This window comes from Verrucosispora sp. WMMD573 (genome assembly GCF_027497175.1).
GTDB lineage: Bacteria > Actinomycetota > Actinomycetes > Mycobacteriales > Micromonosporaceae > Micromonospora.
This window is the reverse complement of sequence record NZ_CP114901.1, coordinates 6,280,460-6,302,634: the sequence shown is the minus strand read 5'-3', so window position 1 is coordinate 6,302,634 and position 22,175 is coordinate 6,280,460. Positions and strand designations below refer to the sequence as shown.

At 73.1% G+C, this 22,175-nt stretch carries 19 protein-coding genes and 1 riboswitch; of the genes, 5 read left to right on the top strand and 14 right to left on the bottom strand.

What is annotated here, in order from left to right; genetic code table 11:
• Nucleotides 1-88: 88 nt before the first annotated feature.
• From O7601_RS28495 to O7601_RS28485, 3 genes are read left to right on the top strand one after another with little or no spacing between them, the layout of a single operon-like run.
• On the top strand, nucleotides 89-1,888 hold the full coding sequence (locus O7601_RS28495; RefSeq protein WP_281564118.1) for a ferric reductase-like transmembrane domain-containing protein: 1,800 nt from the start codon (nucleotides 89-91) through the stop codon (nucleotides 1,886-1,888).
• Nucleotides 1,889-1,890: 2 nt separating this feature from the next.
• Complete coding sequence (locus O7601_RS28490) at nucleotides 1,891-3,351, top strand: NADH-quinone oxidoreductase subunit NuoF family protein (RefSeq protein WP_281567083.1); 1,461 nt, start codon at nucleotides 1,891-1,893, stop codon at nucleotides 3,349-3,351.
• Nucleotides 3,352-3,411: 60 nt separating this feature from the next.
• A complete protein-coding gene (locus O7601_RS28485) occupies nucleotides 3,412-3,984 on the top strand; it encodes a redoxin family protein (RefSeq protein WP_281564117.1) in 573 nt (190 codons plus the stop codon).
• Nucleotides 3,985-4,091: 107 nt separating this feature from the next.
• Here O7601_RS28485 and serS read toward each other — a convergent pair whose 3' ends face one another.
• From serS to O7601_RS28460, 5 genes are all read right to left on the bottom strand, one after another.
• Nucleotides 4,092-5,369: a serine--tRNA ligase gene (serS, locus tag O7601_RS28480; RefSeq protein WP_281564116.1), complete on the bottom strand. Its 1,278-nt coding sequence runs from the start codon at nucleotides 5,367-5,369 to the stop codon at nucleotides 4,092-4,094.
• A 138-nt stretch (nucleotides 5,370-5,507) separates the two neighbouring features.
• Nucleotides 5,508-6,587 carry a MerR family transcriptional regulator gene (locus O7601_RS28475; protein WP_281567082.1) on the bottom strand — a complete coding sequence of 360 codons (1,080 nt, stop codon included), beginning with the start codon at nucleotides 6,585-6,587 and terminating at the stop codon, nucleotides 5,508-5,510.
• Between the two features lie 45 nt (nucleotides 6,588-6,632).
• Nucleotides 6,633-7,820: a saccharopine dehydrogenase NADP-binding domain-containing protein gene (locus O7601_RS28470; protein ID WP_281564115.1), complete on the bottom strand. Its 1,188-nt coding sequence runs from the start codon at nucleotides 7,818-7,820 to the stop codon at nucleotides 6,633-6,635.
• Nucleotides 7,821-7,863: 43 nt separating this feature from the next.
• On the bottom strand, nucleotides 7,864-9,018 hold the full coding sequence (locus O7601_RS28465; RefSeq protein ID WP_281564114.1) for an alcohol dehydrogenase catalytic domain-containing protein: 1,155 nt from the start codon (nucleotides 9,016-9,018) through the stop codon (nucleotides 7,864-7,866).
• Nucleotides 9,015-9,452: a hypothetical protein gene (locus O7601_RS28460; RefSeq protein ID WP_281567081.1), complete on the bottom strand. Its 438-nt coding sequence runs from the start codon at nucleotides 9,450-9,452 to the stop codon at nucleotides 9,015-9,017. The genes O7601_RS28465 and O7601_RS28460 overlap by 4 nt, the downstream gene beginning before the upstream one ends.
• Before the next feature lie 239 nt (nucleotides 9,453-9,691).
• Here O7601_RS28460 and O7601_RS28455 point away from each other — a divergent pair, with 239 nt between their 5' ends.
• Complete coding sequence (locus tag O7601_RS28455; RefSeq protein ID WP_281564113.1) at nucleotides 9,692-12,421, top strand: LuxR C-terminal-related transcriptional regulator; 2,730 nt, start codon at nucleotides 9,692-9,694, stop codon at nucleotides 12,419-12,421.
• A gap of 96 nt (nucleotides 12,422-12,517) precedes the next feature.
• Here the strand turns inward: O7601_RS28455 and O7601_RS28450 are convergent, their stop codons facing one another.
• From O7601_RS28450 to O7601_RS28435, 4 genes are all read right to left on the bottom strand, one after another.
• Nucleotides 12,518-13,063 carry a DsbA family protein gene (locus tag O7601_RS28450; protein WP_281567080.1) on the bottom strand — a complete coding sequence of 182 codons (546 nt, stop codon included), beginning with the start codon at nucleotides 13,061-13,063 and terminating at the stop codon, nucleotides 12,518-12,520.
• A gap of 75 nt (nucleotides 13,064-13,138) precedes the next feature.
• Complete coding sequence (locus tag O7601_RS28445; RefSeq protein WP_281564112.1) at nucleotides 13,139-13,828, bottom strand: BON domain-containing protein; 690 nt, start codon at nucleotides 13,826-13,828, stop codon at nucleotides 13,139-13,141.
• Between the two features lie 254 nt (nucleotides 13,829-14,082).
• The gene (locus O7601_RS28440; protein WP_281564111.1) at nucleotides 14,083-14,496 is read right to left on the bottom strand and encodes a hypothetical protein; all 414 of its coding nucleotides are present in this window, start codon (nucleotides 14,494-14,496) and stop codon (nucleotides 14,083-14,085) included.
• A gap of 200 nt (nucleotides 14,497-14,696) precedes the next feature.
• Nucleotides 14,697-14,846, bottom strand: coding sequence for a hypothetical protein (locus tag O7601_RS28435; RefSeq protein ID WP_281564110.1), 150 nt, complete (start codon nucleotides 14,844-14,846; stop codon nucleotides 14,697-14,699).
• Between the two features lie 338 nt (nucleotides 14,847-15,184).
• Between O7601_RS28435 and O7601_RS28430 the strand changes: the two genes are divergently transcribed.
• Entirely contained in the window at nucleotides 15,185-15,550 is a 366-nt protein-coding gene (locus O7601_RS28430) for an STAS domain-containing protein (protein ID WP_281564109.1), read from the top strand.
• Nucleotides 15,551-15,576: 26 nt separating this feature from the next.
• On the opposite strand, the gene O7601_RS28425 is transcribed toward O7601_RS28430, so the two are convergent.
• The 5 genes from O7601_RS28425 to O7601_RS28405 all read right to left on the bottom strand — a co-directional run bounded on the left by O7601_RS28425 (nucleotide 15,577) and on the right by O7601_RS28405 (nucleotide 22,098).
• The gene (locus O7601_RS28425; protein WP_281564108.1) at nucleotides 15,577-16,401 is read right to left on the bottom strand and encodes a 5'/3'-nucleotidase SurE; all 825 of its coding nucleotides are present in this window, start codon (nucleotides 16,399-16,401) and stop codon (nucleotides 15,577-15,579) included.
• A complete protein-coding gene (locus O7601_RS28420) occupies nucleotides 16,401-17,378 on the bottom strand; it encodes a PfkB family carbohydrate kinase (RefSeq protein ID WP_281564107.1) in 978 nt (325 codons plus the stop codon). Before O7601_RS28420 ends, O7601_RS28425 begins: the two co-directional genes overlap by 1 nt.
• Nucleotides 17,379-17,593: 215 nt before the next feature.
• The gene (locus O7601_RS28415) at nucleotides 17,594-18,697 is read right to left on the bottom strand and encodes a hypothetical protein (RefSeq protein WP_281564106.1); all 1,104 of its coding nucleotides are present in this window, start codon (nucleotides 18,695-18,697) and stop codon (nucleotides 17,594-17,596) included.
• A gap of 4 nt (nucleotides 18,698-18,701) precedes the next feature.
• A riboswitch (cyclic di-AMP (ydaO/yuaA leader) is annotated at nucleotides 18,702-18,834 on the bottom strand.
• A 150-nt stretch (nucleotides 18,835-18,984) separates the two neighbouring features.
• Entirely contained in the window at nucleotides 18,985-19,902 is a 918-nt protein-coding gene (locus O7601_RS28410) for a cation diffusion facilitator family transporter (RefSeq protein ID WP_281564105.1), read from the bottom strand.
• 81 nt (nucleotides 19,903-19,983) lie between these two features.
• Nucleotides 19,984-22,098, bottom strand: a complete 2,115-nt coding sequence (locus O7601_RS28405) for an AAA family ATPase (protein WP_281564104.1) — start codon at nucleotides 22,096-22,098, stop codon at nucleotides 19,984-19,986.
• Nucleotides 22,099-22,175: the final 77 nt, after the last annotated feature.

Below are 22,175 nucleotides of genomic sequence, written 5' to 3'. Positions count from 1 at the left end.
TTCGACAACTCGCCGAGATTTTTTCTTACGACACTGATCCGACTGGAGCCGCGCTGCGTACTGGAGTGGGGAACAGGGTCGGCCGGCGGTGCGCCGCCGCGAGACGATCGAGGAGCAGATGGTCCGGGCTACGCAGAACGAGAAGGCAGCTGCCGTACGTACCAGCAGCAGCAGTCGAGGGATCCGCGTCCGGTCCCGCGGCCAGATCATGGCGCTTTCCGCGTCCGGGCTCGCCGCGTTCTGGGCGTTGACGATGCTCACCGGCGCGGGTCAGCAGATGTACGCGATGGGCTTCTTCTTCACCGAGTTCTTCGCCGGCGTGATCGCGCTGGTCGCGTTGAGCCTCACGGTGATGATGGGGCTGCTCGCCACCGACCGGCTGGTGCTGCTCATCCGGCACCGGGTGCTGATGCAGTCCGCGCACCGGGCCACCGGCATCCTCGGCGTGGCCGGGCTGGCCTTCCACGTCATCACCAAGATCGCCAGCGGCCGGGCGGGGATGACCGACGCCGCCGTGCCGTTCGTCGGTGGCCGGGGCCTCTACATCGGGCTGGGCACCATCGCCGCGCTGCTCATGGTGGGTGTGCTCTGGACCGGGATCATTCGGGCCCGGTTTGCCGACGTCGGCCCGAAGTGGGTGTGGCGTGCCCTGCACTCCATGGCGTACGTCTCCTGGCCGTTCGCCATCTTCCACGGTCTGCTCGCCGGCCGCCCGCCCGCCACCTGGGTGGGGCTGAGCTACTTCGCCTGCGCGCTGCTGGTCGTGATCGCCCTGATGGTCCGGCTCTCGGTCACCCTGCAACGGCGCAGCCGCGAGCGGCAGCAGGCCGCCGTCCTGAACGAGGTGATGAGCGGGGCCAAGCCCACCGAGGAGACCCGGGGCAAGTCCCTGCTCGGCACCCTGACCGGCCGGCGCGACGAAGCCGACGACGGTCGGGAGAAGCGGGTCCGTCGCGACACCAGTTGGGCCGACAGCACCTCCGGTACCTGGGCCAGCCCCACCATCCGGCGCAACGACCCGGAACGGTTCACCGTGCCGGTGGTTCCTGAGCCGGGCACGTTGGGCGAACCGGTCCGGTCCGGCCGGGATCGTCGCGACGAGGAGTTCGAGCCGGTCGTCCGGCGCGCCTCACGCCACGAGGAGGAGGAACTGGAGCGGGTGGTGCGCCGCGAGACCGAGGTGCTGGAGCCGGTGGCGCGCCGGCGTCGTGACGCCGAGCCGGGCAGCCGACGTTCCGCCCGCCGCGGCGAGGAGCAGGAGACCACCGGGCGGCGTGCGGCGCGGGTCGAGGAGGAGCCGGTGGCCCGCCGGTCGCGACGCGACGAGGAGTCGACCGGCCGCCGGTCGCGGCGCGAGGAGGAGCGCGAGCCGGTGGGCCGTCGTGCGTCCCGTCGCGACGAGGACCTGATGGAGTACGAGGAGCCGGTGCGACGCCGCCGCCGCGACTCCGACGACGAGGAGGAGTACGGCCGTTCCCGCCGGTCCCGGACCGACAGCCGGTACTCGGCCGCCCCGCAGCGGATGGAGGACGAGCCGGAGGAGCCCTGGGACAGCCCGCGCCGGTGGGAGTCGACCGCCTCGACCTCGGCCGACCCGATCTCCGGTGCACCCATCTCCGGCTCGCCGATCTCCGCCGCGCCCCGCAGCGGTGGTGGGCGGCACAGCGCCGAGGACGACCTGCCGGAGGCGGAGGCTGACTACTGGCGTCCTCCGGCCCGGTACGCCCCGGAGGACGACGTGGCGGACGACGACACCCCCACCCTGGTCGACCTGGCCTCGCGCCGGGCCCGCCGGGCCTCGTCGGCGGAGAGCCGGCGCCGCCGCCGGGCCGACCCGGACTCGGTCGACGGCGCCTACTGGGCCGGGCTGCGGGGCGAGGCCAAGTGACGATGCGGACCGCCGTACCCCCGGTGGCCGCCGTCGGTGAGCCTCGGCTCACCGCGGGGTTCGCCGAGTTCGGCCGGCTTGACCTGCGCGCCCACGAGCTGGTGCACGGCCCGATCAGCCCGATGGAGCCCTCCGGGCTGCTGCGCCTCGCCGAAGGCATCCAGCTCAAGGGCAAGGGCGGGGCCGGCTTCCCGTTCGCCCGCAAGCTGCGGGCGGTGCTGGAGTCCTGTGAACGCCAGGATCTGCCGCCCGTGGTCGTGGTCAACGCCACCGAGGGCGAGCCGGCCAGTTGGAAGGACAAGGTCCTGCTCACCCGGGCACCGCACCTGATTCTCGACGGTGCCGCCCTGGCCGCGTTCGCGTTGGACGCCGAGGAGATCGTGCTCTGCGTGGCCGACGACCTGGTGGGCCGGGAATCCCTGTTGGAGGCCCTGGACGAGCGGCGGATGCCGGCACCGACAAGCGTCGTGACGGTGCCGCACCGGTTCATCAGCGGTGAGGGCGGCGCGCTGGTGAACGGGATCAACGGCCTGCCGCACATTCCGCCCGGCACCAAGAGGCGTTCCAGCGACTCCGGCGTCGGCGGGATGCCGACCCTGCTGTCGAACGCCGAGACGTACGCCCAGTTGGCGATCGCCGCCCGACTCGGCCCGTACGAGTACGCGGCGCTCGGCACCGACGACGAACCCGGCACTGTGCTGCTTAGCGTCACCGGCGCGGCGAAACGCCACGCGGTGGTGGAGTGCGCGGCCGGCACCCCGCTGGCCGAGATCCTCGAACTGTGCGAGGTGCCGGACGGTCCCGGCATCCTCATGGGCGGCTACCACGGCAAGTGGATCACGAGGGAGGCGGCGGAGCAGGCCGAGGTCTCCCGCAAGGGGCTCGCCGCGGTCGGCGGCACGCTCGGCGCCGGCATCATCGTCCCGCTGGCCAACGACACCTGCCCACTCGGCGAGGCGGCGCAGGTGGTCCGTTACCTGGCCGGCGAGTCGGCCGGGCAGTGCGGCCCGTGCAAGCGGGGTCTGCCCGACCTGGCCCGCGCCGTCGATCTGGCGGTTTCCGGCAGCGCGCCGGTCGAGGTCGTCCGGGCCGCCGCCGGCGACGTCAAGGGGCGCGGCGCGTGCAGCCACCCCGACGGTACGTCCCGCTTCGCGCTCTCGGCGATGGAGGTCTTCGCCGACGACCTGAAGAAGCACACCACCGGCGAGGGCTGCGGACGGCGGGTCAAGGGCATGATGGGTCTGCCCGGCGCTCCCGACCCCGACCCGCAGAAGCTGGTCCTGGACTGGTCCCGCTGCGACGGGCACGGTCTCTGCGCCCACGTGGTGCCGGACTTCATCCGGCTGGACCAGAACGGATACCCCGCCTTCCCGCCCACCCCCGTACCGACCTGGCTGCGGGAGGGCGCGGTGAAGGCGGTGAAGGTCTGCCCCGCGCTGGCGCTGCGGTTGACCGAGGCCTGAGCCGCCGACCGGGGCGGTGCGGCCGCCCGGGCGGGGGCGCGCGAACCGAAGGAGACGCGGATGGGATCGCTTTCGACGACGAGAGGGTCCGCCGGGGCGGTCACCGCCGCTCTGCTCGCAGCCGTGCTGGCCACCGCCGGATGCGGCACCGGTCCGGACGCCGAGGCGGCCCCGCAGGCGGGTGGCTCGGCGTCCGCCTCGTCCCCGTCGACCGGGTCGGTCAGCCCGGTGCCGGACACCTTGCGGTTCACCGGCACCACCCTGGACGGCGTGGCCTTCGACGCCGCCACCCTGGCCGGCCGACCGGTGGTGCTCTGGTTCTGGGCGCCGTGGTGTGCCACCTGCGCCAGCCAGGCGTGGACGATCGCCGAGATCGAGCCCGGCTTCCGGGAGACCGTGCCGATCATCGGCGTCGCCGGGCTCGGTGAACGCAAGGCGATGACCGACTTCGTCACCGAGTTCGAGCTGGGCCCGATGCCGCAGATCGAGGACCACGCGGGGGCGATCTGGCGGCGCTTCGAGGTCGTCGAGCAGAGCACCTTCGTCATCATCGACCGCGACGGCCGGATCATCCACCAGGGTTGGCTCGACGGCGAGGACCTCACCCGCCGAGTAACCGCCCTGGCCGCCTGACGCCCCGCCCCCTTGCCTGCCCCCCTTGCCCCGTCCCGTTGATCATGAGGTTAGCGGCATTATTGATCTCTGAAACTGCCGCTAACCTCATGATCAACACGAGTGGGTTAAGGGGTTAGGCGGTCGGTGTTGAGGCGGGGGCGGAGGACTTCGGGGACCAGGACCGAGCCGTCGGGCTGCTGGAACTGTTCCAGGATGGCCGGGAGGAGGCGGCTGGTGGCCAGGGCGGAGCCGTTGAGGGTGTGTACGAAGCGGGTCTGCTTGCCGCCCGGCTCACGATAGCGGATCGCCGCCCGGCGGGCCTGGTAGTCACCGCCCCAGGAGACCGACGAGACCTCCTTGTACTTGCCCGTGCTGGGCATCCACACCTCGATGTCGAGGGTCTTGCGCATCGACGCGCTGGAGTCACCGGCCGCGAGCAGGCTGCGCTGGTAGTGCAGACCCAACCCCTCGACCAGGCTCTCCGCGTGGCTGACCATCTGCTCCAGCGCCGCGGCGGCCTGCTCTGGCAGGGTGAACTGGAAGATCTCCACCTTGTTGAACTGGTGACCCCGCACGGTGCCTCGCTCGTCGGAGTGCGAGCCGGCCGCCTCGCGCCGGTAGCACGGGGTGTACGCGAACACCTTGAGCGGCAGCTTCGCGGTCTCCAGGATCTCGTCCTGGTACGCGCCGAGGATCGCCGTCTCCGCCGTGGGCAGCAGGAACTGCCCGCGCGGCGCGGACTGCTTGTCCAGGTGATAGACGTCGTCGTAGAACTTGGGGAACTGGCCGGCGGCGAAGCCGGCGCTGTCCAGCAGCAGGTGCGGCGGCAGGAGGAACTCGTACCCGGCCTCGATGTTCCGCTCGATCAGCCAGTTGATCAGCGCCCACTCCAGCCGGGCGCCCAGCCCGGTGTACATCCAGAAGCCGGAGCCGCCGAGCTTGACGCCGCGTTCGTGGTCGACCAGACCCAGCATCCGGCTCAGCTCGACATGGTCGCGGACCTTCTCGATGGCGGGTGGCGCACCGAAGGTCTTCACCACCCGGTTGGCCTCCTTGCCGCCGGGCAGCACGTCCTCGGCGGGTAGGTTGGGCAACTCGCTCATGGTGGTACGCAGCCGCGTCTGCACCTCGTCGAGTTCCGCTTCCAGCTCGGCGACCTGCTTCCGGCCGTCGTCGGAGGTGACCTGCGGTTCGACACCGGCCCGCTTCGCCTGCGCGTACGCCCGCGCCTCGGCCTTGCGGCGCTGACGCTCCCCGTCGATCTCACTGATCAGCCGGCGGCGCTCCCGGTCGAGCTGCTGGATATCGTCCAGCGCCCGGTCGACCTCGGCGGCGTCGAGCCGCTTCGCCAGCGCGGCCGCCACCGCGTCGCGATCCTTCCGGATCAACTCCATGTCGAGCATGCTGCTCCGTACGCCTCCGTCCGGGCTCGGGTGGACCTCCAGATGCTACCGTCGCGCCCGAATCGCCCCGCCTCCCGCACCCGAACCACCCCGGACCGGCGGTCTCCGACGTCCGAGCCGGACGGACGGTCGCCCCGGTCAGAGCCGGATCGGCATCAGGATGGAGAAGGCCGCCGGATCGTCGGGCCGGCGAATCGCGAGCGGGGTGACCGGGCCGTCCAGCTCCAGCACCAGGCGCCCATCGCCCGCCGCGCGCAGTGCGTCGAGCAGGTATCCCCCGTTGACGCCGACCCGCAGTTCGGCGTCGGCCCGACCGGCCGGGTCGTCGGCCAGTTCGTCCGGGCCGAGCAGACGTAGTGCGTCCCCACCGCCCAGCCCCAGCACGGTCACCGGCAGAGGGCCACCCGCATGTTCTCGGGTCACCGTCGGGGTTCCCGACCGTAGCGCGGCGACCAGCCACGGCGCGTCCACCGGCACCCGGCGGGCCGGCCCGCCGGTCGCTGCCGGCAGCAGGGGGCGGTAGTCCGGAAAGTCGTACGGCAGGGTCGTCACCCGCAGCCGACGCCCGGCTACGTCGGCGACGGCCTGTCGTCCGACCAGGGTCAGCCGCACCTCGCCGGTGGCCGCCGCGCCGGACAACCGACGCAGCCGGTCGACCGCGGCCACCGGCAGCAGCGCACGCACCGCCGGACCGCGCACCGTCGCACCGGCCGTCGCCACCGCCAGCCGGTGCCGGTCGGTCGCCACCAGCCGCACGCCCTCGTCGGTCACGTCGAGCAGCACGCCCGCCAACCCCGGCAGCGTCGGGTCGGAGCCGACCGCGAACCGGACGGCGTCCACGGCGGCGGACAGCTCATGCCCGGTCAGAGCGAGTCGAGTGGCCGACGGGGGTTGGTCGGCGGCGAGCAGGCGGCGGATCCGGTCCGCCTCGCGGCGCGCCTCGGCCAGTCCGTCGGCCAGCCGCCCCAGGTGCGCGTCGAGCAGCCGGTGCACCATCGGGGGTTCCGCGCGTACCGCTCGGGCGATCTCGGCGACCGGCAGGCCGATCCGACGTAGCCCGGCCACCAGCCGGGCCGACGCCACCTGATCCTCGGCGTACCACCGGTATCCGGTGACCGGGTCGACCAGGGCCGGGACCAGCACCCCGGCGGCGTCGTAGAACCGCAGCGCGCTCACCGTCAGCCCGCTGGCCCGAGCCAGCTCGCCGATGCTGCGCAGGTCACTGTTCACGACCCGATCCTGCCCCCTCGACCTGGTCGAGGGTCAAGCCACCGGCTCCTCCTTCAGCACCCGGAAGGTGATGCCGGCAGCGGTGAGTCGGTGCAGCAGCGCGTCGCCCATCGCGGTGACCGGCGTGACCTGACCGGCGGTGGCCGGCAGGTCGTCGCAGGCCAGACAGAGCGCCGACTCGGCGAGCATCTTCGCGGTCTCGTCGTAGCCGGGGTCGCCACCGGCCACCTCCGTCACCACGCGACGGCCGTCGCCGACGCCGACGAAACGAACCGTGAACCACGACTTCGTCCGCTGCTCGGCGCTGGGGCCCTGCCCGGAGGCGAGCCGGCCGAGCAGCCAGCGCCGGGTCGGCGGCAGCTTCACCAGCCCGACCACGGCACCGAGCCCCGCACCGGCGGCCAGCACCGTCGGCAGCCGCCGTACGGCCGCAAAGTGCCGGTACCGGAAATCCGGACCATACTCGGGGCGGGCCGCCGCCGAGCGGCGGACCACCTGCGGGTCGATGGTCGGCAGCGGCACCGCCCAGACCGGCAGGTCCCGCGATCGGGCCAGCCTGCCCGGCACGGCCCGGACCCGCCGGTCGGTCGGGCGAGGCTCGGCGGCGCGGCGTTCGCGGGCCGCCCGCGACGCCTCGGCGGTACGCGAGAAGGCGGTCAGCGCCGAGTGGTACGTGCCGGCGGAGAACCGGCCGCCCGCCCGCACGTACCCGTCCACGGTGATCGCGGCGTCGGCGGGCAGTTGCTTGATCGTGAACCAGACACCGAGGTCGTGCGGGATCGAGTCGAAGCCGCAGGCGTGCACGAGCCGGGCGCCGGTGCGCACCGCCTCGGCGTGATGGCGCAGATACATCCGGTCGACGAACTCCGGTTCGCCGGTGATGTCGAGGTAGTCGGTGCCGGCGGCGGCGCAGGCGGCCACCAGCGGTTCGCCGTGGTGCACGTACGGACCCACGGTGCTGGCCACCACCCGGGCGTCGGCGGCCACCGCACGCAACGAGGCAGGGTCGGTGACGTCGGCGGTGAGCAGCGGCAACCCGGCCAGCGCCGGATCGATGGTGGCCACCTGGTCGCGGACCGCGGCCAGCTTGTCGGGGTTGCGGCCGGCGATCGCCCAGCTCAGCCCCGGCGGCGCGTGCCGGGCCAGGTAGCGGGCGGTGAGCCCACCGGTGAACCCGGTCGCCCCGAACAACACCACGTCGTACGACCGTTGGGCAGCCATCCCGCGATCATGCCACCGCCACCGCCGATCCGCCCGTTGCCGGTCAGTGCGGAGTGAACACGGCGCGGAGGCACTCCTCGGGCCGGTCCCGGAACAGGGCGTAACCCTCTGCGGCCCGCTCCAGCGGGAAGTGGTGCGTGGCCAGGTGCTCGGTACGCAGCTCGTCGCGGGCCATCCGGTCCAGCAGCATCGGGATGTGCCGCTGGCCGTGCTGGCGTCCCCCGCGCACGGTCAGTCCCTTGTGCACGACGACGCCGGCCGGAAAGGCGTCGACATGCCGGACGCCGCCGTTGAGGACGAAGACGCTGCCACCCTTGCGGCAGGCGTACACTGCCTCCCGGACCGCCTCCGGCACCCGAGCGCGGCCGGTGAACCGGTCGGCGAGTGAGCGGTGTTCCCCCGCCGGGCCGCCGACCGCCTCGACGCACACGTCGGGTCCCCGCCCACCACTGAACTCCCGCAACTGCTCCGCGACATCGGTGTCCCGCCGGTCGATGGTCTCTGCGCCGACGTGCTGGCGCGCCAGCAGCAGCCGCGTGGGGTGCCGGTCGACGATGACCACCCGCTCGGCGCCGAGCAGCCAGGCGGCCCGGGCGGCCAGCTGACCGACCGCACCCGCGCCCCACACCGCCACCACGTCACCGGGCTGCACCTCGCCTCCCTCGGCACCCAGCCAGCCGGCCGGTGCGGCGTCCGAGGCGAACACGGCCCGGTCGTCGCCGACGGACTCCGGCACCGGAAACGCCCCGACGTCGGCGTACGGCACCCGGACGTACTCGGCGTGGCTGCCGGCGAAACCACCTGCGGCCCGGGGCTGGCCGAAGCAACCCGCCACCGGGTGCCCCCACTCCGCCTCGCTCGCGGTCGGGTCGCTGCTGCCGTTGTCGCAGCACGAGGGGAGCCCGTGCCGGCAGTACCAGCAGGCGCCGCAGGCCACCGACGCGCCTACCACCACCCGGTCGCCGATCCGGTGCCGGCGTACGCCGGGGCCGGCCTCGACCACGTCGCCGAGGAACTCGTGGCCGAGCACGTCACCTGCGGCCAGGCCCGGCGCCTGCCCGGTGAGCAGCGGCAGGTCGGCACCGCAGGTGGCGCTGCGCCGCACCCGGACGATCACGTCGTGGTCGTTACGCAGCTCCGGATCGGGCACCTGGCGGACGGCCAACTCGCCACCGGTGGTCCAGCACAGCGCTCTCACCGTGGCGGCCCGTCCGTTCGCGACGGGAAGCTGTGGGTCGACGCCACCGGCCCGCGCTCGCCGGGTGTCCGGTCGACGCGCAGCACCTCGCCGGTCTCGGCGAGCTGTTTGACCTGCCACAACGCCTGCCGTACCAGCAGGCCGGGATCGTCGCCGAGCAGGTGCGCGGCGAGCCCGGGCCAGGCCGCGTGCGGCCGTGGCCGGGCCGCCAGTTCGGTACCCCGGCCACCCGGCGCGCGCGCCACCGCGACCTCGACGGCACCGTCGAGGCGGCGGAGCGGCACCGGCCAGGCCCCGGTGGGCAGCACCTGCTCCGGCGGCCGGTCGACCGTCACCACCTGCCAACCTCCCGGGTATCGAGCGTGCCGGGTCCGCCGCCGGGTGACAGCGGTGCGTGCGGCCCTGGCAACCGTCACGCCGAGGGCGCCGGCCACCGCGACAACAGTCCCGACCTGTCCCACTCGTACCTCCGCTCCCGCTTGCGCACCGGGTGTTCCGTCCCGCCGAACGGCGTCGGTGGGTGCGGATTCGCGACGCGTCTGCCCAGCTCATCGCCAGCCTCGCCGCGGGCCGGGTGAACCCGGTTCCCCCAGAAGGGGTGAACCGGCGAGGGCCGGGTAACCGCCCGCCGCAGGACCGGGGGAGGGAGCACGCGTCCGTGGGGGTGGGCCGGATGCCGGATGACCGCAGCACCGTCCGGGCCGACGTGGCGGTCCGCGCACCGGGCGGCCCACCCCTGCTGGCTTCCCGCCTCGCGCCCGCCGCGCCGGGAGAAGCGATGGTGCTGCGGCCCCGGCTGGCCCGGTTGCTCGACGAGGCGGTGACCCGCCCGGTCACTCTGCTGCGGGCCCCCGCCGGCTGGGGTAAGACCACGCTGTTGGCCACCTGGCGACGGACGCGGCAGGAGGCCGAACCGCAGGCCCCGGCGCCGGCCTGGGTGTCGGTCGAGGCGGGTGACGACCCGGACCGCCTCTGGTCGTATCTGGGTGCCGCGTTGCGCGCGGTCGTGGATCCGGCGCAGACACCGCTGCCCGACCGGGCACCGCGACCGGACGAGTTGGAGATCGTCGCCGCCGCCCTCGCCGCCCGGGAACGGCCGGTGGTGCTGATCGTGGACGACCTGCACCGGATCACCGAACCGGCGGCGCTGGCCGGTCTGGAGTTCCTGCTGCGCCACAGCGAGCAGCGGCTACGGCTGGTGGCGGCCGGACGGACCGGTCCGCCGCTGGCGGTGCACCGGCTGCGACTGGCCGGGGAGTTGACCGACATCGGCCCGGACGACCTGGCGTTCACCGGCGACGAGACCGCCGACCTGCTCACCGCGCACGGGGTGGCGGTGCCGGCCGCCGCGGTGGCCCGGCTGCGGCAGCTGACCGGGGGATGGGCGGCCGTGCTGCGGATCGCCGCCCTCGCCCTGCGCGACCAGCCGGATCCGGAACGCTGGATCGGCGAACTCGGCGCCGACCAGCCGGAGATCGCCGGCTACCTGCGAGCGGAGCCGCTGGCCGGGCTGGAGTCGACGGACCGTGAGTTGCTGCGCCGTGCGGCGGTCGTCGATGCCGTCTGCGCCGGCCTGGCCGCCGCGCTCAGTGGGGACGCGGACGCCGAGGAGCGCCTGCGCGCTATCGCCCACGACAACGGTCTGCTCCACCACGACGGCAGCCGGCCGGTGTGGTATCGGTGCCATCCGCTGCTGGCCGACCTGCTGCACCGCGAACTGGTCCGGCTGCCCCCGGCGGAGCTGCGCGACCTGCACCTGCGGGCGGCCGGATGGTACGCCGGCAACGGCCGACCGGCGGCCGCGTTGCGTCACGCGCTCGCCGCCGGTGACTGGACCTCCGCCACCGATCTGTTCGTGGTCCGGTGGCCGGAACTGGTGCCCTACGAGCGACCGGCCGGCGGCGGGCCGGTGCCCGCGCCACCCCCGCCGGAGGCGGTGGAACGCGACCCGGAACTCGCGCTGGCCTGCGCCGCCGAACGGGCCCTCGGCGGCGACACCGGGGCGGCCGAGGCTTTCCTGCGGCTGGCCGGCGGGCACACCCGCCGGCTGCCGCAACCGCGTCGGTCCCGGTTCGACCGGCTGGTCGCCGCGGTCGAACTCACCCTGGCCCGACTGGCCGGCGACCCGCAGCCCGTACGCGACGCCGCCGCCCGCCTGCTCGCCACGGACGGTGGACACCCGACCGGCGACCCACGGGCCGCCCACGCCGGTGAGGACGCCGACGTGCGGGCCGTGGCCGGCACCGCGCTCGCCCTACTGGTGTTCGACGACGGCGACCTGACCGGGGCGGCGAGCGGCTTCGCCGAAGCGCTGGCGGCCGCCCGGGAGGCGGCACGTCCGCGCACCGAACTGGTCTGCGCCAGCCGGTGGTCCCTGGTGGCGGCGCTGCGTGGACAGCTGCGCGCCGCCGAGGAAATGGCCCGGGCGGCGTTGGCTCTGCCGTCCGGTCAGGGCTGGGCGGCGTTGCTCGACTGCGGGTACGCGCATCTGGCGCTGGCCGTCGTGGCGCTGCACCGGAACCAGCCGGCGGAGGCCGAGGCGCACCTGGGCCTGGCCGCGCCGGCTGGAGCGGAACCGGTGCCCGTCGCGGTGGCCGGTTGGTGCCGCGCCTACCTGCGCCTCGACGAAGGGGAGCCGAGTGTCGGCCACCGGCTGCTGGTGGAGGCCCGCACCGGGTGGGGTACACGCGGCGGTGAGCTGGGTTCGTGGCTGCGCGCCGCCGAACTGGATCTGCACAGCGCGCGGGGCGATGTGCAGACCGCCCGGGAACTGGCCGGTGAGCCGTCGTCCGGTCCGACGACAGGTGCGGCGGCGGCGGCGCTGGCCGTCGCGGCGGCCCGGACCGAACTGCGGGCCGGTGACCCACCTGCCGCCGACCGTCTGCTGCCGGACTGGACCGCCGCACCGGCGGCCGACTGGCCGCTGCCGGTACGCCTCGACGCCGCGCTGCTGGCCACGGTGCTGGCCATCCGCGCCGGTGACGACCGTCGGGCGGGCCGGCTGCTGGAGCAGGCGCTCGACCTGGCCGCACCGGAGGATTACCGTCGCCCGTTCCGGCAGGCCGAGCCGGGACTGCGGGAACTGCTCACCGCCCACCTCGACTCCGGCACTGCCCACTGGCCACTGGTGAGTGACCTGGTACGCGCGGTCGACGCACCGCCCGGTGCGGTCGCCACGGGCACTCCCGACGCGGCGGTGCCGCCGTTGGACGAGCCGCTCACCGAGCGGGAGCTGACGATCCTGCGCTACCTCCAGAGCATCCTGTCCAACGTGGAGATCGCCGCCGAACTGTCGGTCTCCGTCAACACGGTCAAGACCCATGTCCGCAACATCTACCGCAAGCTCGACGCCACCCGCCGTCGCGACGCCGTCCGCCGCGCCCGCCAACTCCACCTAATCTGACCAGCCCACCCCCACCCGCCCTCCTTCGCGTTGATCATGAAGTTGTTGTCGCGCCACCCCGCGGCGGGGCACAACAACTTCATGATCAACGAGGGCTCAGGGGTTGGCGGTGTCGATGGCGGTGAGGAGGGTGGGTGGGGCGAAGTCGCCGTTGTGGCGGATGTCGTTGATGAAGAGGGTCGGGGTGGCGTCGACCCCGCTGCGGATGGCGCCGACGAAGTCGTGTCGGATCCGGTCGCCGTGGGCGTGCCGTCCGATCTCCGCCTCCACCTCGTGGACCGGCAGGCCGAGCTGTTCGACACCGAGCGTCAGGTGCACCGGATCCAACTGGTCCTGGTGCTCGTAGAGCCAGTCGTGCATCTCCCAGAACTGACCCCGCCGCCCGGCGGCCTCCGCGGCCTCGGCGGCCCGTTCGGCGTACGGGTGGATGTTGGTGATTGGGAAGTGACGGTAGACGTGGCGGACGGTGTCGGCGCGCTGCCGCAGCGCCTCCGTCAGATTGGCGTGGGCGAGGCCGCAGAAGGGGCACTGGAAGTCGCCGTACTCGACGATCGTCACCGGCGCGTCCAGCGGACCACGGATGTGGTCGTGCTCGGTGACGGGTGTACGGAGTCGCGCAGTGACCTGTAGGGGTGTGGTCAGCTGATCGGTCATACCCCCCAGCCTCGGACCGGGTCGGGTGAGCGCGACTCACCCGACCCGGGTGGTTCCGGCGACTCAGCGGAGCACCGGGGCGACCGCGATGTGGTTCTGCACCTCACGGATGCCGGGGGCGGACCAGACGACCCGCTCCACCTCGGCGCGTTCGGGCATCGAGTGCACCAGTCCGCCGAGCAGCACCGTGTCGCCGTGTACGCGTACCGTCACCTGTTCCGCGTCGGTGGCCCGGTTTCGGGCCAGCGCGTCGACGATGCGCCGGGCCAGCAGGGCGCCGTCCGGGCGTACCGACGGCCGGACGCTCATGCCGTTGCTGACCCCGAGTACGCCCTTCAGTTGGCCGACGGCCTGTTCGGCGGCGCGGCGCTGGTACTCCCACTCGACCTCGCCGTGCAGGGTGACCCAGCCCTGGGAAACCGTGACGTCGAGCGCGTCGACCGGCACGAACGCCTGCCACTGGAGGGCGTGCTGGACCGCGGCGGCGATCTCCGGGTCGGTGCGTTCGGCGCCGGTCACCAGTCGCACCGCCAGGTCGTTGGCCACCGCCCGCACCTGAGCGACCCGGTGCGCGGCGCGCTCGGCCGCCCACTTCTTGGCGTAGCTGTCCACCCGCCCGGTCAGCGTGACCACGCCCTCGGTGACGGTCACCCCGATCTCGTGCGGCCGGACCCGGGGCTCCCAGTCGAGTTCGTCCAGCACCGCGGACTGGATGTCCTGGTCGGTGCGGTTGATCGTCGAGATGCTGGCCATCGGTCGCTCCCTTCTCACCGTGCTGGCGCGGACCGGCGAGCCGGCACGCTAGGTGCCGGTCGGCGGGTCCGGCACGCCAGGTCCGCCGCGACCGAGCCTGGTGACCATCCGGGTGAATTGGCCTCACCCGGATCGGACGAGGTCGGCAGCCCTGACCGGCGCTGCTCGGAAGGTGCCGGCGGGTGCAAGGGTGACCGCGACGACGGGCCCCGCCCGACCGCCTCGGTCGGTGGGGCCCGTCGTCGCGGAGACCGTCAGCTGACGGGATCGGTCGGGTCGGCGGGGGAGTCGGGTCGGTTCACGTCGACGAACTCGATGTCCTCCAGTGCCCGGTCACGGCTGCCGGCGGCGCGTGCGGCGGTACCGGCGGCCCAACCGACCGCGGCACCGACCAGGGCGGCGCCGATCAGCAACGTCCACGGCAGCGCCGGGCGGCGTCCGGCGAGTGCGTCGAAGGCGCGGCTGGCCCGGTGACGCGCCTCCTCGGCGGCCGACTCGACCAGGTCACCGGCGTCGCCGGCGAAACCGGCGGAGCTGTGGCGGGCGGTACGGGCGGAGTCGCGGATGCTGTCGCCGGCGTTGTTCACCGCCGAGACGAGGTGTTGCCACGCCTGGTCCGCGATCCGCTCCGGCTTGCTGCGGCGCTCCAGCAGATGTGTTCCGAACATGTGGTTCCCTCCTCGACAGTGCCGGAGCCGGTGCACGCATCAGCTGTCGGCGGCGTTGTCCGGCCGGTGGCGGTTCGCATCGAGAGGCTGTGCCCACACCGACCCGGACGCAAACCATCGAACCACCCGCCCCGACCGGAAGGGCAGGTGCGTCCCCGGGCGTGGTTCAGGCCGCGCCCGGTTCGCCGCACCGGGTGGGGTCAGCGGACGACGACCGCCACCACCGCGGCGCGGGCGAAGTCGTCGTCATCGTCATCGTCGTCGTCACCGTCACCGCCGCCGAACCCGCAGGCCAGTACGAGGGCTAGTAGGGCACTGACACCGGCGAGCGCGGCGAGTCTGCGGAGCATGATGTCGTCCTCCCGTCATAGGGGTCACCCGTGATGCTAGGCACACCGTGCCACCGTCGCGCGTCCAGCGCAGGTCAGGGCCGGTGCTCGTGGGCACGCCGGCAGTGCTGGAAAACGACGGGGATGGCGTCGGCCCGCTACGCTGGTTCGGCGGCGTCGGCGGCAGCCGAACGCTGAGTGATAAGGCCAATAAAGTTCGGATGTGGGTGATTTGTCGTGCCCGGATCCGTGAATTGCTCATCCCGAGGGGTGGCGACCGAGGTGCTTGAAGGAATACTGTCGGTCGCGGCCCGCGTACTGATGAGGCGCCCGTCGTACGGGCGAGTGGAGGTGCTCGCGTGAGCCTGTCGATCCTGCAGACGGTTCGGCCCGGTGGTGTCATCGAGATCGTCCCTCGGGGCGAGATCGACGTCGACACCGCGTACGAGGTGAAAGAGGCAATCGCCGAGGTGCTGGCCAAGGGGCGGCCGGCCCGGATCGAGCTCAACATGCGGCTGGTCACCTTCATCGACTCGGTGGGCATCAGCGCGATGGTCGCCGGATTCCAGACCGCCGAGGTCAGCGGGGTGAAGCTGGTCGTCACCGAGCCGAGCCGGTTCGTGCACCGGCAACTCTGGGTGACCGGCCTGCTCGGTCTCTTCGGCGCGCCCGAGCCCTACTACGCCGGGGCGGCCACGGCGCCCGAAGTGCTCCCGGGCGCCTGACCGCCGCGACGACCGCAGGGCCCTGGTCACTCCCCGTCGAGGCCGGACAGATCCACGTCGGCCGCCTCGGTGACCGCCCGCACCGCGGTCACCGAGGCATAGCCGTCGGCGAGCAGAGCCAGATCTGTGCCGGGCTGTACCGCCTGTCCCGGCTCCTCCAACGAGGTGCGCACGAAGCCGTGCCCGGACTCGGCCACGGTCATCTGCACCTGGCCGAAAGTCGCCAGGGTGGCCTGGCGTACCCCGCGCAGCCGACCCAGCGGTAGATCCGGCGCGTTGACGTTGAGCACGCTCTCCGTCGGTGCGGCGGTCAGCCGGGGCAGCAGATCCAGGGCGACGCGGGCGGCGGTGGCCCAGTTCCGTTCGGCGTCGCGTACCCGGGCGGCAGCCGCCACCGCGGCACCTCCGCTGGCCGCGGTGGCCTCACCGGCCGAGAGCACGTCCAGCGACACCGCCATCGCCCGGCAGCCGTTCGCCGCGGCGGTGAAGGCGGCCCCGACCGTGCCGGAGTGCAGCACCGCGCGCCCCGCGTTGGCGCCCCGGTTGATTCCCGACAGCAGCACCGACGGCGGCGGTCCGAAAGCGCCGTGTACGGCGATGAGCGCGATGAACCCGGGCGAGCCACCGACGCCGAACGCCGGCACCCCGTCGAGTTCCGGCAACGGATGCTCGCGGACCACCACGTGCCCGTCCTGCTCCACGGCGCTCATCGCGGCGCTGGTGCCGCTCGCCTCCTCCAGCGGGGCAGCCACCACCACATCCAGGCCCCGGTCGACGGCGGCCCGGGCCAGCGCCTGGATGCCCGGCGCGGCGATCCCGTCGTCGTTGGTGATCAGCACCCGTAGCGTCATCAGCCACCCGCCCGTTGTGCCAGTTCGTCGGGGGTGGTCCGCTCCTGGGGACGGCCGCCCGCCGGTTCCAACCGGACCCGGTCGACGAGGCCGTTGATCGAGTCGAGGCGGCCGGTGCCGAGGCCGTGTCGGGTGACGTTGAGCGCGCCGGCCGCCGCGCCGGTTCGGATCGCCGTGCGGACATCGCCGCCCTGGGCCACCACGGCGGCCACCCCGGCGGTCATCGAGTCGCCCGCCCCGCGCGGATCGGCGGCCTCCAGTCGTGGCATCCGCACCTCGAACACCTCGCCGTCTACCAGCGCCAACGCGGGCTTGTCGGCCCGGCTGACCACCACGTTCTCGGCACCGGAGGCGTGCAGGTCGTACATCGCGCGGGTGAGTTGTTCCTCGTCGTCGCCGTCGGCCCGCCGGTCGGCGATCAGCTCCTCGTGGCTCACCTTGAGGAAGAAGACGCCGCTCTCCAGGACGGCCGCGAGGTGCTCGCCGCAGAGGTCCACCACCACCCGGCCACCGTTGGCGCCGAGATCGGCGGCGAAGCGCCGGTAGAGGTCCGCGGGGACCAGGGACGGATGGTTCGGCCCGCTCAACACGCTCACCGGCGCGCGGAGGCCCTCACCGAGCGCGAGGTTGTACAACTCGTCCAGCTCGTGCCGGCTCAACGGCTGGCCGATGACGTCTACGATCTCCCGACGGGTCCCCTCGCGGCGGTCGTGCACGTACCCGCCGGTGCCGCCGGAGTCGCGGGCCACCACCTTGAGGTCGACTCCCTCGCTGACCAGCAACGGTTCCAGGACCTGCCCGACCTCGCCGCCGAGCGCCGCGCAGAGCACCACGTCCACGCCGAGGGACAGCACCATCCTGGCCTGCCACACACCCTGCCCGCCCGGGTGCAGGTGCAGTTCAGGCGCGTCGCTCGGCTGGTCGATGGTCACGGTCAGCAGCGGGGTCGGTGCGAAAATCATGACGCGGCCGGTCACGACCGCACCCCGTTGTCCGTACCGCCGCCGGGTCTGGCGATTCGCTCGTTCATGGCGTTCCTCCCGTTAGCGGACAAATACCGCTTCCTGGTACGACGGTAACCAAGGAGACGCGTCGATGCGCGCCGAAGGGACGGTGCCCCGCCGGCCGACGGGAAAACGCAATGCCGGGTGAACCGCTCGTGAAGAGCGGTTCACCCGGCGCGACGAGGAGGTCAGTACACCGACAGGTGCACGTGGTTGGTGTGGTCGCTGGACGGGTCACCCCGGGCGCCGCTGTAGGATTTCCAACCGCTGCTGGGCAGCCAGATCTGCCGGTACCAGATCACGTAGAGCACCGCGAGCCGGTCGGCGTTCTTGACGAAGTACGCCGCCAGGTTGTTGCCGTAGGTCCGGTCGCCGCCGGTCGCGTCCCCGCCGAAGCCGTTCTTCTGGGCCGCGAAGTCGCAGGCTCGGCCCTTCGGGTGCTCGCCTGAGCCGCCGGAGCGGTAGCAGGAGACGTACCGGGTGAAGCCGGCCGACTTGGCCTGCTTCAGCGCGTGCAGGGTGCGTGGGGTGATGCAGCCGTTGGCCGGGGTCGGGTCGTTGACGCTGCACGACTCCGAGGGCCACGATCCGTCGGAGTTGCGGGGGGCGGGCTCGGCGGTGGGGCTCGACCCGCTGCTGCGCGACGGTGACCGGGCGGCCCGCTCGGCGGCCCTGGCCCGTTCGGCCGCCTCGTCCCGCTCGATGGCCACGGTCAACGCCCGCTCGGCCTGATCCTTGCGCTTGGCCATCACGGCCACCTGCTTGCGTTGCTCCTGGATCTCGACGTCCAGGGCCTGCTTGGTGGCGCTGACCTCGTCCCGGGCCGCCTGGAGCTCGCGCAGCGCGCGGTCGGAGTTGGCGGCCACCGCGTCCAGGGCCGCCGCCCGGTCCATGAAGCCGGCCGGTGACCCGCTGTTGAGCAGCGCCGACGCGGCGCCCAGCCGCCCGTTGCGGTACGCCTGCGCGGCGATCTCGGCGACCTTGGTACCCCGCTCGGCGACCTGGCTCTCGGTCGTCTTGAGTTGCTCGGCGAGCGTCTTCTGGCGTTTCACCGAGCGGTCGAGCGCGGTCCTGGCGTCGAGGTAGCCCTTGCTGGCGGCCTCCAGTTGGGCCCGCAGTGCCGGGGTGCCGCCCTCGTCGTCCACGTCGCCCGGTGCTGCCGCCCGCAACGGCTGCGGTGCCGCGGCGGCGGGGGTGAAGGGGGCCAGCGCGACGCCGAGGGTGAGGGCGAGCGCGGCGGCGATCAGGGCCGCCGTACGGGCGGCCGGTCTTACCGTTGCCACTGCTGGCATGCACATGTCCTTCCGTCAGCCGCCGACCGGGTTAGCTGACGGGTTCGGGACGGAAGATCCCTACCGCTGGCGCGGATACACCCCAGGAACATGGTTCCCCGGTTCGCCCCTGGCGGGCGATTAGGCGGCGGTCGCCGCCGGCACCGGTGGGTGCCGCCTGGCGGAGGCCGGGTCCGAGCCTACCGGTGCCCAGGTGACCGGTGCAGCTGCTGTTACTGCTGGTGTTCGGTTGTTGACTAGTAGAACAGAACAAAAGCGGACAAAAGGCCCTTTTTCGATTCTTCCGGTCACCACTCTGCCGCCCCGCAGTGCCCCGGATCCGATCGCGGCTCGATCTGGAGGGTCGCGTGCTCGATCTGGAAGTCCTCGTGCAGCGCCGCGCGGGCCGCCGCCAGCACGGCGCCGACGTCGGCGCCCGGTCGCACGGTCAGGTGCGCCGAGGCGACCTCCATGCCGGAGGTCAACGTCCAGACGTGCAGGTCGTGGACGCCGGCCACGCCCGGGACCGCGGCCAGCCGGTCGTACACCGCGGTGACCTGAAGGTGTTCCGGAGCGGCCTGGACCAGGATGCGTACCGCGGCCCGGCCCAGGCGCCAGGTCCTGGGCAGGATGAACGTGGCGATCGCGACGGCCACCAGCGGATCGGCCCACCACCAGTCGGTGACGGCGATCAGCGCGGCGGCCGTGATCACGCCGAGCGACCCGAGCAGGTCCCCCAGCACCTCCAGGTACGCCCCGCGCAGGTTGATGCTCTCCCGTGCCCCGGGACGCAGGAGGGCGAACGCGGCGACGTTGGCGAGCAGGCCGAGTGCCGCCACCACCAGGACCGGGCCGGCGAGCACCTCGGGCGGATCGCCGAATCGGCGTACCGCCTCGACCAGCACGTACACCGCCACGCCGGAGAGCAGGACGGCGTTGCCCAGGGCCGCGAGCACCTCCAGTCGGTAGAGCCCGAAGGTGCGTTGTGGGTCCGTGTCGGCCCGCCGGGTGGCGGCTACGGCCGCGAGGGCCATCCCGATGCCCAGCACGTCGGTGAACATGTGCCCGGCGTCGGAGAGCAGGGCCAGCGAGCCGGTCCGCAAGGCGGTGACCGCCTCAACCACCATCAGCGTGCTGAGCAGGGCGAACGCCGCCCACAGTCGGCCGGAGTGGCGATGCGCGGCGTTCGACACCGCAGCATGATGGTGGTCTTGGCCGGCGCCCACCCGAACACCTTGCGTGGTCCGGCGGGCCGGGGACGCAACTATGCCAACATCGCTATAAGTGCAATCGTCGGGCTCGCGATCTCAACCGGTCGGGTCGACGGTGGTCAACCGCTGGGTGGCCCGGGACAGCGCGACGTAGAGGGTACGGACACCGGAGCCGGGCTCCGCGCGGATCTCCGTCGGGGCGACCAGCACCACACCGTCGTACTCCATGCCCTTGGCCTCCAGGCTGGTCACCACCTGCAACCGCTGCCCGCCCAGCGCCCCCAACCAGGCCGCGACCTGGTTCCGCCGGGGCACCGGAGTGATCACGCCGACGGTCCCCTCGACCTCGCCGAGCAGGGCGCTGCTGGCCGTCACGACGGTGGTCTCCAGCTCGGATGCCGGCACCTTGAGCTGGAGCGGGTCGATCCCGGTGGAACGGACCGCGGTGGGCAACGCGAGATCCGGGTACGCCCGCCGGATCTCGGCCGCCGCCACCGCGAAGATCTCCGCCGAGTTGCGGTAGTTCGTGGTGAGCGTGAACCGGTGCCGGCGGCGGCGTCCCAGCGCCTGGTCGCGGGCCCGGGCCAACTCCTGTGGATCTCCCGTCCACGCGGTCTGCGCCGGGTCACCCACCACCGTCCAGGACGCCAGCCGCCCGCGTCGGCCCACCATCCGCCACTGCATCGGTGAGACGTCCTGGGACTCGTCGACCACCAGATGGGCGTAGTCGCGGTAGTCCTCGGGACGTTCCCGGGCGGCCTGCCGGGCGGCCCGCTGCCGGTCGGCGTGGGTGCTCAGCTCACGTACCCCACCGGCCAGCTGGAACGGGTCGCGCTTCGGGCGGGCGGGACGCATCGGCTTGCCGAGCAGCGCGTCCAACTCGTCCAGCAGCGCGACGTCGGCGACGGTCGGGCCGGCCGTGTCCAGCCCCCGGTACGCCGTACCGAGCAGCCGGATCTCGGCACCGGAGAGCAGGCCGCCGGTGTAGCGACGCAGTCGCTGCGGATCGGCCAGCCAGGCGAGCACGTGCCGTGGGTGCAGCCGGGGCCACCACGCCTTGAGGAACTCGCGGAAGTCCGTCCGGTCGATCAGCTCGTCCTCGAAGGCACGCTGTTCCGGCAACCCGGCGATGCCCAGCCGGCGAGCCTGCGCCCAGAGCGCGGCGAGCACGCCGTCGAAGCCGGCCCGACGCACCTCGTTGCGCCGGGCGCCGCGAGGCAGCGCGCGGTCCCGGATGGCGTTCAGCTCGGTCCGCTCCAACCGCAGCAGCGCGCCCCGGTACAGCAGGCGCAGCTCGGTCGGCGAGTCGGGGACCGCGTCCCGGGCCGCCCGTTCCAGCACCCGGCGCATTCGCAGCGAACCCTTGATCGCCGCCACCTCCGGCGGGTCGGTGCGGGTGGCCGCCAGCCCGGGGAACAGGCTGCCCAGGGAGCGCAGGGTGGCGGTGTCCTCGCCCAGCGACGGCAGCACCGAGGCGATGTACTCGACGAAGACCGAGGAGGGGCCGATCACCAGGATGCCGCCGCCGGCGTACCGGCTGCGGTCGGCGTAGAGCAGGTACGCCGCGCGGTGCAGCGCCACCGCCGTCTTGCCGGTGCCCGGACCACCGGAGACGAGGGTCACTCCCGAGCCGGGGGAGCGGATCGCCTCGTCCTGCTCGCGCTGGATGGTGGCCACGATGTCCCGCATGCCCCGACCGGTGGTCCGGGACAGGGTGGCCAGCAGCGCACCGTCGCCGACCACCGGCATGTCCGGTGGGGCCGCGTCCGGGTCCAGCAGGTCGTCCTCGATCCGGGTGACCCGCTCACCGCTGGACTGGATGGTGCGGCGCCGGACGACGCCCAGCGGCTCGGCCGGGGTCGCCCGGTAGAAGGCGGCGGCGGCCGGGGCCCGCCAGTCCACCACGAGTGTGGTGGCGTCCTCGTCGCGGATACCGAGTCGCCCGACGTACAGGGTCTGCCCGTCACGCAGGTCTAGTCGGCCGAAGACCAGCCCCTCGTACTCGGCGTCGAGCAGGTGACGTCGCTGCGCGGCGTGGAAGACCATGGCGTCCCGCTCGACCAGCGCACCGAAGTTGCCGACCCGGGCCAGTCGGTAGCCCTCCCGTTCCGCGCGGACCGCGGATCGGCGCAGCTCGGCCAGTCGCGCGTACACCCGGTCGAGATGCCGTTGCTCGGCGGCGATCTCCTGATCCAGGGTGCTCTGGTCCACCGCTCGCTCTCCTCGTGACGCCGCCCGGCCAACCGCACGAGATTACGCCCCGCGCCCGACCTGGCCGGAACGGCACT

Coding starts and splice junctions, on each gene's coding strand:
- O7601_RS28490 (WP_281567083.1), top strand. CDS start 1,891: ATGCGGACCGCCGTACCCCCGGTGGCCGCCGTCGGTGAGCCTCGGCTC.
- O7601_RS28485 (WP_281564117.1), top strand. CDS start 3,412: ATGGGATCGCTTTCGACGACGAGAGGGTCCGCCGGGGCGGTCACCGCC.
- serS (WP_281564116.1), bottom strand. CDS start 5,369: ATGCTCGACATGGAGTTGATCCGGAAGGATCGCGACGCGGTGGCGGCC.
- O7601_RS28470 (WP_281564115.1), bottom strand. CDS start 7,820: ATGGCTGCCCAACGGTCGTACGACGTGGTGTTGTTCGGGGCGACCGGG.
- O7601_RS28455 (WP_281564113.1), top strand. CDS start 9,692: ATGCCGGATGACCGCAGCACCGTCCGGGCCGACGTGGCGGTCCGCGCA.
- O7601_RS28445 (WP_281564112.1), bottom strand. CDS start 13,828: ATGGCCAGCATCTCGACGATCAACCGCACCGACCAGGACATCCAGTCC.
- O7601_RS28440 (WP_281564111.1), bottom strand. CDS start 14,496: ATGTTCGGAACACATCTGCTGGAGCGCCGCAGCAAGCCGGAGCGGATC.
- O7601_RS28435 (WP_281564110.1), bottom strand. CDS start 14,846: ATGCTCCGCAGACTCGCCGCGCTCGCCGGTGTCAGTGCCCTACTAGCC.
- O7601_RS28425 (WP_281564108.1), bottom strand. CDS start 16,401: ATGACGCTACGGGTGCTGATCACCAACGACGACGGGATCGCCGCGCCG.
- O7601_RS28415 (WP_281564106.1), bottom strand. CDS start 18,697: ATGCCAGCAGTGGCAACGGTAAGACCGGCCGCCCGTACGGCGGCCCTG.